Origin of the sequence: Aeromicrobium sp. CnD17-E (assembly GCF_024124745.1) — a bacterium.
Lineage (GTDB): Bacteria > Actinomycetota > Actinomycetes > Propionibacteriales > Nocardioidaceae > Aeromicrobium.
Map to the genome: position 1 here is coordinate 1 of NZ_JAMXRU010000099.1, position 11,868 is coordinate 11,868.

Annotated in this window: 10 protein-coding genes; 2 read left to right on the forward strand and 8 right to left on the reverse strand. The window is 71.7% G+C overall.

Annotation, left to right across the window (positions count from 1 at the left end; translation table 11 throughout):
* Nucleotides 1-134 precede the first annotated feature (134 nt).
* From NH339_RS18935 to leuS, 3 genes are all read right to left on the reverse strand, one after another.
* On the reverse strand, nucleotides 135-974 hold the full coding sequence (locus tag NH339_RS18935; protein ID WP_253026714.1) for a helix-hairpin-helix domain-containing protein: 840 nt from the start codon (nucleotides 972-974) through the stop codon (nucleotides 135-137).
* A 191-nt stretch (nucleotides 975-1,165) separates the two neighbouring features.
* On the reverse strand, nucleotides 1,166-2,023 hold the full coding sequence (locus NH339_RS14880) for a DegV family protein (protein ID WP_253026716.1): 858 nt from the start codon (nucleotides 2,021-2,023) through the stop codon (nucleotides 1,166-1,168).
* A 15-nt stretch (nucleotides 2,024-2,038) separates the two neighbouring features.
* Entirely contained in the window at nucleotides 2,039-4,843 is a 2,805-nt protein-coding gene (gene leuS / locus NH339_RS14885) for a leucine--tRNA ligase (protein WP_253026718.1), read from the reverse strand.
* 69 nt (nucleotides 4,844-4,912) lie between these two features.
* Between leuS and NH339_RS14890 the strand changes: the two genes are divergently transcribed.
* Complete coding sequence (locus NH339_RS14890) at nucleotides 4,913-5,467, forward strand: 1-acyl-sn-glycerol-3-phosphate acyltransferase (RefSeq protein WP_253026720.1); 555 nt, start codon at nucleotides 4,913-4,915, stop codon at nucleotides 5,465-5,467.
* Between the two features lie 56 nt (nucleotides 5,468-5,523).
* On the opposite strand, the gene NH339_RS14895 is transcribed toward NH339_RS14890, so the two are convergent.
* The 4 genes from NH339_RS14895 to NH339_RS14910 all read right to left on the reverse strand — a co-directional run bounded on the left by NH339_RS14895 (nucleotide 5,524) and on the right by NH339_RS14910 (nucleotide 10,299).
* The gene (locus NH339_RS14895; protein WP_067858824.1) at nucleotides 5,524-5,796 is read right to left on the reverse strand and encodes a hypothetical protein; all 273 of its coding nucleotides are present in this window, start codon (nucleotides 5,794-5,796) and stop codon (nucleotides 5,524-5,526) included.
* Nucleotides 5,797-5,805: 9 nt separating this feature from the next.
* Nucleotides 5,806-7,518 carry a sodium:solute symporter family protein gene (locus NH339_RS14900; protein ID WP_253026722.1) on the reverse strand — a complete coding sequence of 571 codons (1,713 nt, stop codon included), beginning with the start codon at nucleotides 7,516-7,518 and terminating at the stop codon, nucleotides 5,806-5,808.
* A gap of 767 nt (nucleotides 7,519-8,285) precedes the next feature.
* Complete coding sequence (locus NH339_RS14905) at nucleotides 8,286-8,960, reverse strand: TrkA family potassium uptake protein (RefSeq protein ID WP_067858832.1); 675 nt, start codon at nucleotides 8,958-8,960, stop codon at nucleotides 8,286-8,288.
* Complete coding sequence (locus NH339_RS14910) at nucleotides 8,953-10,299, reverse strand: TrkH family potassium uptake protein (protein ID WP_253026724.1); 1,347 nt, start codon at nucleotides 10,297-10,299, stop codon at nucleotides 8,953-8,955. The genes NH339_RS14905 and NH339_RS14910 overlap by 8 nt, the downstream gene beginning before the upstream one ends.
* A gap of 61 nt (nucleotides 10,300-10,360) precedes the next feature.
* On the opposite strand from NH339_RS14910, the gene NH339_RS14915 reads away from it, so the two are divergent.
* A complete protein-coding gene (locus NH339_RS14915) occupies nucleotides 10,361-11,341 on the forward strand; it encodes a glycosyltransferase (RefSeq protein WP_253026726.1) in 981 nt (326 codons plus the stop codon).
* 21 nt (nucleotides 11,342-11,362) lie between these two features.
* On the opposite strand, the gene NH339_RS14920 is transcribed toward NH339_RS14915, so the two are convergent.
* Nucleotides 11,363-11,868, reverse strand: a 506-nt coding sequence (locus NH339_RS14920; protein ID WP_253026728.1) for a 2-C-methyl-D-erythritol 4-phosphate cytidylyltransferase, incomplete at its 5' end; no start/stop codon positions are given.

Genomic DNA, 11,868 nt, shown 5'->3' on the forward strand with positions numbered 1-11,868 from the left:
CGCGACCGCCCCGAGAGCCACCGCCACGGTGGCGCCCGATCCGGCGGTCACGCCCCAGGCGGCGACGGCCCACGCCCCGAGCGCCGCCGGCACCAGCCGGACGTCGACGCCGGGGACCGACAGGACCCGACGCCTCACACGCTCACGCGGTCGCGGAGGTCCTCGAGGGTCTTCTCGCCGATGCCGGCGACGTCGAGCAGGTCGTCGACCGACGTGAAGCGTCCGTTCTCGGTGCGCCAGTCGAGGATCGCCTGCGCGGTGACCGGACCGACCCCGGGCAGCGCGTCGAGCTCCTCGAGCGTGGCCGTGTTGAGGTTGACGGCGACACCCGGCCCGCCCGCGCCGGCTGCACCGGACCCGGCCACGGCGGCTGCGGGAGGGTCGACGCCGACGAGGATCTGCTCGCCGTCCACCAGGACGCGCGCGAGGTTGAGCGTCGGCTGGTCGAGCGCGCCCTTGATCCCGCCGGCCCGCTCGATGGCCTCGTGGACGCGCGACCCTGCGGGCAGGGTGACGATGCCGGGCCGCCGGACCTGCCCGGCCACGTCGACGACGACGTGCCCGTCGTCCCCCGCGCCGCCCTCGGGCTCCGGGGCACCCGTCGGGTCGGCCCGGGCCGAGACCTCGAGCGGGCGCTCGACGTCGGACGTGCGCGGGCGCTCCGCCAGGAGCCACCAGGTGAGCAGCACGCCCGCCGCGACCGCAGCCGTGACCACGACCCGCAGGTGCACGCCGGACAGACCCCCACGGGGCCTGGCGTCCGCACGACGTCGCCCAGGCGCGGGCGACCCGCGCTCGGCGACGTCGGGGGTCGGGCCCGCCGGGTGCTGCACGGGACCCACCAGCCGGTCGAACGGGTCCTCGTCGTGGGTGGCCTCGAACGACGCGGCGAGCTGCGCGAGCCGGCGCCGCGCGACCTCGGCGCGGGTCTCCTGGGGTGGTGCCGGTCGAGGTCCGTGCCGTGGGGTGCTCACCCCTCGACGCTAGGCACCTCGCGACGTCCTGGAGCGGGTCGCCGTGGCGCCTGTGGACGACGGCCACCGTCGCCGTCGCCCCCTGTGGACAGCACATCGTGACGCCACGATGCGGGAGTTCCTCGACCGGCGCCACGAGCTCCTGACCGGCGACCTCGAGGTCACCTTCTGGACGCCGCTGGCGCCTGCGCCTACCCCAGACGGGGCGTGACCGTCACCGCGAGCATGCCGGGGCCCACGTGCGCGCCGATGACCGCGCCGACCTCGTTGACCGGCACACGGTCACGGCCCAGCGCACCAGCCAGCCGCTCCGCGACCTGGTCGGCGAGGTCGGGGTTCGCGAGGTGCTGCACCCCGATGTCGTAGCCCTCGGTCGCGGCCTCGGCCGCCTCCGCGACCAGGGCCTCGAGCCGCGCCACCGCCTTGGCCGACGTGCGGACGCGCTCCAGCGGCACCACCACGCCGTCGCGCAGCGTGAGCAACGGCTTCACGGCGAGGGCCGAGCCGATCAGGGCCGTGGCAGCGCCGACGCGTCCACCGCGGCGCAGGTACTCGAGGGTGTCCACGTACATGAGCACGCTCGACGACTCGCCCGCGGCCAGGGCCGCCCCGACGGCGGCGGCCTCGTCGCCACCCGACCGCGCGACCGCGGCCGCCCGCCCTGCGGCGAACCCGGTCGCGATCCCGACCTGTCGGGTGTCGACGCACATGACGGGCACCGGGGCCTCCCGCGCAGCCACCTGCGCCGACTCGAAGGTGCCGGAGATCTCGGCGCTCAGGTGCACGGAGACGATCGCGTCGTGGCCCTCCTGCGCGAGGCGGGCGTAGACCGCGGCGAACTCCTCGGGCGTCGGCCGCGACGTGCTCACCGGCACGAAGTCCTTGAGCGCCTGTGCCACGTCGTCCGGCGTCGCGTCGACGCCCTCCGTGAAGGTCGCCGCCCCGATGACGAGCTTGAGGGGCACGACGGTGATGCCCTCGCGCTCGGCGTCGGCCGGGTCGAGGGAGGCGGTGGAGTCGGTCACCACCGCGATGCGTCGCGCCGCCATGTCGGTCCCGTCCCCTCAGACCACGACGTTGACGAGCTTGGGGGCGCGCACGATCGTCTTGCGGACCTCGCGGCCGTCGATGGCTCGCTGCACGTTCTCCTCGGCCAGCGCGAGGGAGGTCAGCTCCGCCTCGGACACGTCGGGCGCGACGTCGAGCTTCGCGCGGACCTTGCCCTGGACCTGCACGACGCAGGTGACGGTGTCGGCCACCAGCAGGCTCGGGTCGGCCTCCGGGAACGGCGCGTGGGCGAGCGAGGCGTCGTGCCCGAGCCGCGACCACAGCTCCTCCGCCACGTGCGGGGCGAACGGTGCCAGCATCAGCACGAGCGGCTCGAGCACCTCGCGGCTGGTCACCGAGGCCTTCGTGCAGTGGTTCGTCAGCTCGATCAGCTTCGCGATCGCGGTGTTGAACCGCAGGCCGTCGAGGTCGGCCGCGACGCCGTCGATCGTGCGGTGCAGGACCTGCAGCGTCGGGCGGTCGGGCGCGACGTCGGCGGCACGGCTCTCGCCGGCCTCCTCGTCGACGACGAGACGCCACACACGCTGCAGGAAGCGCTGCGCGCCGACGACGGCGCGCGTCTCCCACGGTCGCGACTGGTCGAGCGGGCCCATGCTCATCTCGTACACGCGGAACGTGTCGGCGCCGTACTCGTCGTACATCTCGTCGGGCGTCACGACGTTCTTCAGGCTCTTGCCCATCTTCCCGTACTCGCGGGTGACCGGGGCGCCCTCGTACGTCCAGGTGGTGCTGCCGTCGTCGGCGACGTGCTCCTCCACCTCGTCGGCCGGCACGTAGGTGCCGCGCGCGTCGGTGAAGGCGTACGCCTGGATGTAGCCCTGGTTGACCAGCCGGTGGAACGGCTCGGCGCTGCTCACGTGGCCCAGGTCGAACAGCACCTTGTGCCAGAAGCGCGCGTACAGCAGGTGCAGCACCGCGTGCTCGACACCGCCGACGTACAGGTCGACGCCGCCGGTCGTCTTGGCGTCCGTCGGACCCATCCAGTACGCCTCGTTGGCCGGGTCGACGAGCGCGTCGGCGTTGTGCGGGTCGAGGTAGCGCAGCTGGTACCAGCTGGAGCCGGCCCAGTTCGGCATCGTGTTGGTGTCGCGACGGTAGCGACGTGGGCCGTCGCCGAGGTCGAGCTCGACCTCCAGCCAGTCGTGCGCGCGACCGAGCGGCGGCTCCGGCTCGCTCGTGACGTCGTCGGGCTCGAACGTGCGGGGCGAGTAGTCCGGCACGTCGGGCAGCTCGACCGGGAGCAGGTGGTCGGGCACCGCGTGCGGGTGTCCCTCGTCGTCGAAGACGATGGGGAACGGCTCGCCCCAGTACCGCTGGCGGGAGAACAGCCAGTCGCGCAGGCGGTAGGTGGTGGTGCCCGTGCCGAGGCCCTTGTCCTCCAGCCACGCGATGATGCGGGCCTTCGCCTCCGCGACGGACAGGCCGTCGAGGCTGAGCTCGTCGTTCGACGACGCGGTGGCCACGCCCTCCCCCGTCCACGGCAGCTCGTCCCCGCCCGTGACGACGCGCGGCGTCGGCAGGCCGAAGGCCGTGGCGAACGCGAAGTCGCGCTCGTCGTGCGCGGGCACGGCCATGATCGCGCCGGTGCCGTAGCCGACGAGCACGTAGTCGGCGACGAACACCGGCACCTGCTCGCCGTTGACCGGGTTCACCGCGTAGGCGCCCGTGAAGACGCCGGTCTTCTCCTTGCTCTCCTGGCGCTCGACGTCGGTCTTGCGCGACGCCGCGTGCCGGTAGGCCGCGACCGCCTCGGTGGGCAAGGCGGCTCCGCCGGTCCAGCGCTCGTCGGTGCCCTCGGGCCAGGTGTCGGTGACGATCGCGTCGACCAGCTCGTGCTCGGGGGCCAGGACCATGTACGTGGCGCCGAACAGCGTGTCGGGACGCGTCGTGAAGACCCGGATCGCGGCGTTCTCGACCGCCGGCACGTCGAACTCGACCTCGGCGCCGTGGGAGCGGCCGATCCAGTTGCGCTGCATCAGCTTGACCGGCTCGGGCCAGTCGACGGTCTCGAGGTCGTCGAGCAGGCGGTCGGCGTACGCGGTGATGCGCATCTGCCACTGGCGCAGGTTGCGCTGGAACACCGGGAAGTTGCCGCGCTCGCTGCGGCCCTCCGCGGTGACCTCCTCGTTGGAGAGCACCGTGCCCAGCGCCGGGCACCAGTTCACCGGCGACTCGCTGACGTACGCCAGGCGGTGCGGGTCGATGACCGCCGGGTCGTCGGTGCCCAGCTTCTCGCGCAGCTCGGCGATGGGTCGCGCGCGACCGGTCTCCTCGTCGTACCAGGCGTCGAAGATCTGCAGGAAGATCCACTGCGTCCAGCGCACGAAGTCGGGGTCGATCGTGGCGAACGAGCGGCGCTGGTCGTGGCCGAGGCCGAGGCGGCGCAGCTGTCGGCGCATGTTCGCGATGTTCGCGAGGGTGTTGGCGCGCGGGTGCTCGCCGGTCTGGATGGCGTGCAGCTCCGCCGGCAGGCCGAACGCGTCGTACCCCAGCGTGTGCAGCACGTTCTTGCCGAGCATCCGCTGGTGCCGACCGACGACGTCGGTGCCGATGTAGCCGAGCGGGTGGCCGACGTGCAGGCCGGCGCCCGACGGGTACGGGAACATGTCCATCAGGTAGTACGTCGACGCCGGCAGCTCGCCGTCGCCCGCGAGCTCGCCGGTCGGGTTCGGGGCCTCGAAGGTGCCCTCGCGCTCCCAGCGCTCCTGCCAGCGCGCCTCGATCTCGGCGGCGAGGGCGGCGGTGTAGCGGTGGGACGTGTCGGGACGGTCGTCGGCGTCGGTGCGGTCGGCAGTGCTCACCGGACGATGCTACCGACGAGGCACGGACGGTCCGACGAGCGGAGCACCCGACGCGGCTACGCTCGCCGCATGCGCCAACGTCTCGCTCGGTTCGTCATCCGCCGCATGGGCTACACGATGGTCGGGGAGACGCCGTCGCGCGGGATCCTCGTCGGGGCGCCCCACACCTCGAACTGGGACTTCGTGACGATGCTGCTCGTCATGTGGCACGACGGGGCGCACCCGCGCGTGCTGGTGAAGAAGGAGCTGTTCAAGGGACCGCTCGGGTGGGTCTTGCGTGCGCTCGGCGGTGTGCCGCTGGACCGTCGCGACGCGGGTGGCGTGGTCGGCGAGCTGGCCGCGGAGGCCCGGGACGGCGAGGACTTCCGGCTCGTCATCGCCGCCGAGGGAACGCGCTCGCGGGGCGAGTACTGGAAGTCCGGCTTCCACCGGCTGTCCCGCGAGACCGGCCTGCCGATCACGCTGGCGTTCTTCGACCCGCCGACGCGCACGATGGGCTACGGCCCGACGTTCGTCGCCTCCGACGACGTCGGCGCCGACATGGACGTCGTCCGCGCCTTCTACGCCGACAAGCTCGGCATCAAGCCCGCCAACGCGACCGTCCCGCGCCTGCGCGAGGAGTAGGCCCGCCCGGCGAGGGTGCCGGGCCGTGGGCGGCGAAAGGTACAGCGACGCCCGGCTCAGCTGCCGTCGGACGTGCCGTCGGCGGGTGACGACGTCGGCTCGGCGGGGACGACGAGCGGACGCACGCGCACCCAGGTCAGGAACGCGGCGGCCACCACGAGCATGCCGATGCCGGCCCAGAGGTTGATGTTGAGCCCGTCGCCGCGGGCCAGCTCGGCCTCGGTGGCGCGGAACAGGCCGAGGCCGGTGAGGATCAGGCCGTAGACGCCGAGCAGGCCGCCGATGAGGGTGCGGACGTCGAACGCGCCCGCGGTGTGCTTCTCGCTCATGCTGTGCTCCTACCGGAAGATCACGTTGAGGACGACGACGAGGACCAGGCCGATGCCGGCGAGCTTGACCGGCGACTGGTACCAGGGCAGCGCACCTTCGTCGGGGTCGACGAGGTCCTCCTTGGGCGTCAGGGAGTAGACCAGCCCGACGAGCTCCTTCTCGGGCTTCGGTGCGGTCACGAGGGTGACGGCGACGCTCACGAGGATGTCGACGGCGAAGGCGGCCCCGGCGGCGACGAACGACGCGCCCTGCCCGGAGAGACCGATCACGCCGATGCTGGCGGGTCCGAGCGCGTCCTCGCTGAGGACGGCCACGAGCACGGCGGCGCCGGTGCCGGCGACGAGGCCGGACCAGCCGGCGGTCGCGGTCATGCGCTTCCAGAACATGCCGAGGATGAAGGTGGCGAACAGCGGCGCGTTGAAGAACCCGAAGAGCGTCTGCAGGTAGTCCATGAGGTTGTCGTAGTTCGACGCGATGAGCGCGGTGCCGATGGCGACGACGGTGGCGCCGACGGTCGCGACGCGTCCGACCTTCAGGTAGTAGCCGTCCTCCTTGTCCTTCACGACGTACTGCTGCCAGAGGTCGTAGCTGAAGACGGTGTTGAACGCGGAGATGTTGGCGGCCATCCCGGCCATGAACGACGCGAGGAGCCCGGCGAGCGCGACGCCGAGCATGCCGTTGGGCAGCAGGTCGCGCATGAGCAGCAGGATGGCGTCGTTGTAGGTGACGCCCTGGGCGTCGCCGCCGGACTTGAGCGCCGCGAGCTCGGGGACGACGATCGCGGCGATGATGCCCGGGATGATGACGACGAACGGGATGAACATCTTCGGGAACGCGCCGATGATCGGGGCGCGCCGGGCGGCCGACATCGACGACGACGCCATGGCGCGCTGCACCTCGACGAAGTTGGTGGTCCAGTACCCGAACGACAGGACGAAGCCGAGCCCGAGGACCAGCCCGACCACGGACCAGAACGGGTTGTCGATGCCGGTGAGGTCGGTGCCCGGCCACGACGACAGCTGCTCGGGCCCGGGCTGGACCTTGTCGACGACGCCCTGCCAGCCGCCCACCTTGTGCAGCGCGATGATCGTCAGCGGCACGAGCGCGGCGACGATGACGAAGAACTGCAGGACCTCGTTGTAGATCGCCGCCGACAGCCCGCCGAGCGCCGTGTAGCTGAGCACGACGGCGGCGGCCACGACCAGCGACACCCACAGCGGCCAGCCCAGCAGCCGGTTGACGATCGTCGCGAGCAGGAACAGGTTGATGCCGGCGATGAGCAGCTGCGCGACGGAGAAGCTGAGCGCGTTGACCAGGTGTGCGCCGGTGCCGAAGCGTCGACGCATGAACTCGGGGACGCTTCGCACGCCGGAGCCGTAGTAGAACGGCATCATCACGACGCCGAGGAAGAGCATCGCGGGGACGGCGCCGATCCAGAAGTAGTGCACGGTCGCCATGCCGTACTGCGCGCCGTTCGCGCTCATGCCCATGATCTCGACCGCGCCGAGGTTCGCGGCGATGAACGCCAGGCCCGTCACCCACGCCGGCAGCGACCGCCCCGACAGGAAGAAGTCGATGCTCGTCGACACCTGGCGTCGGGCCAGGAAGCCGATGCCCAGCACGACGGCGAAGTAGATCGCGACGATCGTGTAGTCGAAGACGTCCGCGTCGAGCCGGAACGACCCGTCGGCGGACGCGAGCGTCGTGGTGATGGCCTGCATCCTCTTCCCCTCAAGTGGTTCCCGTGCACAACCGGATGGTCCTCCCGCACCGTACGCCTCCTCCGCCCTCCCCGCGCGCCGGGTCGGGGCTTGCTGGTGCGCTGGCGGGGGGGTCTCGTCGTGCTGGTGCGCTGGCGCAGGGGTCAGGGCTTGCTGGTGCGCTGCCGCAGGGGGTCTCGTCCTGCTGGTGCGCTGCCTCGGCTGGTGCTGGGGGTGGTCTCCGCAAGGGCCTCGACCGGGCGGCTGGCGACCGCGCTGGTCTGGGGTCTCGGGCTGCAGCTTCGGCACGGGGTGGACGCAGGAATCTGCTTTGGTGCAATGGAGTTCCAAGCCTTCTGCGTTTCCTACGGGATCCCGTGACCAACGCAGAAGCGTTGGGCCGGAGCGCACGAAGGAAGAAGCTTGGGTGCGCTTGGGGGTGGGGCGGGCAGCGCTTCTCCCTTCTCGTGGCACGGTCCACGAGAAGGGAGAAGCACCGCCACCTCTGACCCGCTCGGCGGTGGATCTACCACCTGTACAGCGCCCAGAAGGTTGCAGATCCACCGATGGCACGCGCAGACGCAGATTCTTGCGTCCCACGCGACCCACAGGCCGAGAACCCGAGGCGCCGCCGCACCCAGCCGCCCGGTCGAGGCCCTTTCGGGGCGCAGGTCCACGAGAAGCCGCGCCGGCGCAGCCCCACCCCAGGGAGACGCCGCGCCAGCGCAGGCCCACCCGAGCGAAGAGCCCTGCCAGCGCAGCCGCAGGACGACGCAGCCACGGACCCCTCACCCCAGCGCGCAGTACTCCTCGACCTTGGAGGTGGGGCCGGAGACGATCAGCTCGTCGCCGGTGGTGACGAAGGTGTCGGCCTGGGCGTAGGTGAAGTCCTGGCCGCGGGTCTTCACGCCGACGATGGTGACGCCGTACTTGCGGCGCACGTCGGAGTCGGTGAGGGTGCGGTCGACGGTGCACTCGGGGGCGCGGGTGCGGGCGATGGCGAAGCCGTCGTCGAACTCGATGAAGTCGGTCATGGTGCCGGTGACGAGGTGGGCGACGCGCTTGCCCATCTGCGACTCGGGTCGGATCACGTGGGTGGCGCCGACGCGCTCGAGGATGGCGGCGTGCTTGCCGCTGATGGCCTTGGCCCACACCTCCTTCACGCCGAGGTCGAGCAGGCCGAGCACGGTCAGCACGCTCGCCTCGATGTCGGTGCCGATCCCGACGACGGCCACCTCGAACTGCTCGGCGCCGATCTGGCGCAGCGCCTCCGTGTCGGTGGTGTCGGCAGCGACGACGTGCGTGAAGTCGCTGGCGTAGCGCTGCACGATCTCCGGGCGCTCGTCGACGGCCAGGACGTCGTGCCCCAGGTGCACGAGGGAGCGCGCCACGGCGGTGCCGAAGCGGCCCAGCCCGAGGACGATGACGGGCGCGTTGGGTGCGGTGTCCTTCTTCTTAGCCAATGATCGGTTGCTCCTCGGGAAGGTGGTAGCGCGGTGCACGCCGTCTCAGGACGAACGCCGACGCCGCCGCAATCGTGCCCACTCGGCCGATGAACATCAAGACGGCGAGCACCAGCTTCGCGCTGTCGGGCAGCTGCGGGGTCAGGCCGGTGCTCAGCCCGACGGTCGCGAACGCCGACGTCGTCTCGAACAAGACCTCGTCGAACGGGAAGTCGGTCAGGATCATGATGAGCAGCGTCATCGACGTCACGAGCATCACCGACAGCAGCGCGATGCTGAGCGCCGTCCGCACGACCGCGGGGCCGACCGACCGGTTGCCGACCGTCACCTCGGGGTCGCCGCGCAGCTCGGCCAGGATCACGAACGCGAGCAGCAGGAAGGTCGTCACCTTGATGCCGCCCGCGGTGCTGGCGCTGCCGCCACCGATGAACATCAGGATGGTGCCGATGGCGAGGGTCTCCCCCGACACAGCACCCCAGTCGAAGCTGTTGAGCCCGCCGGAGCGCGGCATGATGCCGCCCTCGATCCCGGTGACCAGCTTGTCGTGCACCGACATCGGCGCGAGGGTGTCGGGGTTCGCCCACTCGAGCGCGAGGAACGTGAGCGCACCGAAGACCAGCAGGCCCAGGGAGCCCCACACCGTCAGGCGGGTGTGGATCGTCCAGCGGTCGGGCGTGCGCCACTCCTTGAACAGCTCGGCCAGCACCGGGAAGCCCATCGCGCCGATGAACACCGCCACGCAGATGGGGATGATGATGAGCCCGTCGCCGGCGTAGCCGACCAGGCTGTCGCTGTTGAGCGAGAAGCCGGCGTTGTTGAACGCCATCACCGAGTCGAACACGCCGTGCCAGAGGGCCGTCGGCAGGTCGTCGAAGTAGGCGAGCCGGTAACGCGTGGTGAGGATCGCCGCGATGACGGCCTGGAACCCGAACATGGTCACGGCCACGCGGCGGAACAGGGGCCGCACCTCGCCGATGTTGACGACGTGCATGTCGGCCTGGGCGACGAGGCGCGTGCGCAGGCCGAGACGCCCGCCGATGAACAGGCCGAGCACGGTCGCGAGGGCGACGATGCCGAGCCCGCCGATCTCGACGAGGACGAGGATGATCGCCTGCCCGGTGGGGCTCCAGTAGGTCGAGGTGTCGACGCTGGCCAGACCGGTCACCGTCACGGCCGACGCCGACGTGAAGAACGCGTCGACGAGGTCGGCCCGACCCTCGGCGCTGCGCGCGACGGGCAGGAGCAGCAGGAGGGTGCCGAGCACGATGAGGGCGAAGAAGGTGAGGGGCAGCAGACGCACGGGGTGCGCGATGGCAGCCGGGATCCTCGGTCGGGGCACGGGACGACGGTACCCGCCCCACCCGGCCACCTGGCCTGGATCGGCCGATAGTCTGACGCGGATGTCCGACGTCCCCGCCTCGCCTGCCGCCCGGCTGGCCATCGTCATCGTCACCTACAACAGGTCGACGTACCTGGCCGACCTGCTGCGCAGCGCCACCGCGCTCACCGTGCCGCCGTGGCGCATCGTGGTCGTCGACAACGCCAGCACCGACGACACGCCCGACGTCGTCGCCGAGGCCGCCGGCTGGTTCCCCGAGGGCGTCCTCGTCGACCGTCGCCTCGACACCAACACGGGCGGCTCGGGCGGGTTCTGCGAGGGCACGCGCACCGCGCTCGAGCTGGGCGCGGAGTGGGTGTGGCTCATGGACGACGACGTCGAGATCCTGCCCGAGGCGCTGGAGCGGTTCGCACCAGCCATGGAGCGGTTCCGCGTCATCCACGGCCGGCGCTACGACTTCGACGGCTCTCCGTTCTACTGGCAGGCCAAGTTCAACCAGTTCCTCGGCGTGCCGCTGCCGTACGGCTTCCGACGCACCTTCGACGACGAGGGCTACGCGATCACGAACTCGGGCACGTTCGAGGGCATGCTGATCCACGCCGACGTCGTGCGCACGATCGGCCTTCCGGACCCGCGCTTCTTCATCACGTGGGACGACGCCGCGTACGCGTGGCTCGCGGCCCAGCACACCGACGTCGTCTACATGGACGCGTTCGTGCTGCAGCGCAAGCGCGAGCAGCAGCAGGTGAACCTCGGCGTGCGACACCTGAACGACGGCAGCCCGCTCTTCCGCTTCCACGTCATGCGCAACCGCGCGTACGTGGGCCGCTACTTCGCCGAGCACGGGCAGCTGCACCGGGTCGGCTTCGCGCTCGGCACGCTACTGACCTTCGCCAAGGAGGTCTTCCGGCTCGTGGTCGTGCAGCACACGCTGCACGGCGTCGGCGACCTCGTGCGCGGGGCTCGGGCGTCGCGCCGCATCTGGCGCGACCGCACCTGGCGCCCCATGGATCCCGCCGAGGTGCCGCCTCCGCCGCACTGACCGGTCGGCGTCGGCGCCCGGCTACGGGTGCGCCGCGAGCAGCGCGCGGGCCACGACGAGGTCGGTCGCGTCGGTGATCTTGAGGTTCTCGGGGTCTCCCTCGACGACGCCCACGCGGACGTCGGGCACGAGCGCGATCGCCAGCGTGCAGTCGTCGGTCACCTGCACGGCCGGGTCGGAGGACGCACGGCGGTGCGCCTCGTCCAGCACCCCCACGGTGAAGCCCTGGGGCGTCTGGTGGCGACGCAGGGTCGCGCGCGGGAGCGGCGCGGTCGGCAGTCCCGTCGTCGGGTCGACCTGCACGATCGTGTCGGGCGTCGGGACCAGCACGGCGACGACGTCGTGCTCCTCGAGCGCGCGCACCACGTCGCCGACGATGCGGGCGCTCACGAGCGGCCGGGCGGCGTCGTGCACCAGGACCCTGTCCCCCGCGCTCGCGCCGGCCTCGAGCAGGGCCGCGAGCCCCGCCCGGGTGCTGTCGTGCCGCTCGCGTCCGCCGTCGACGACCCGCAGCCCGGGCCCCACGT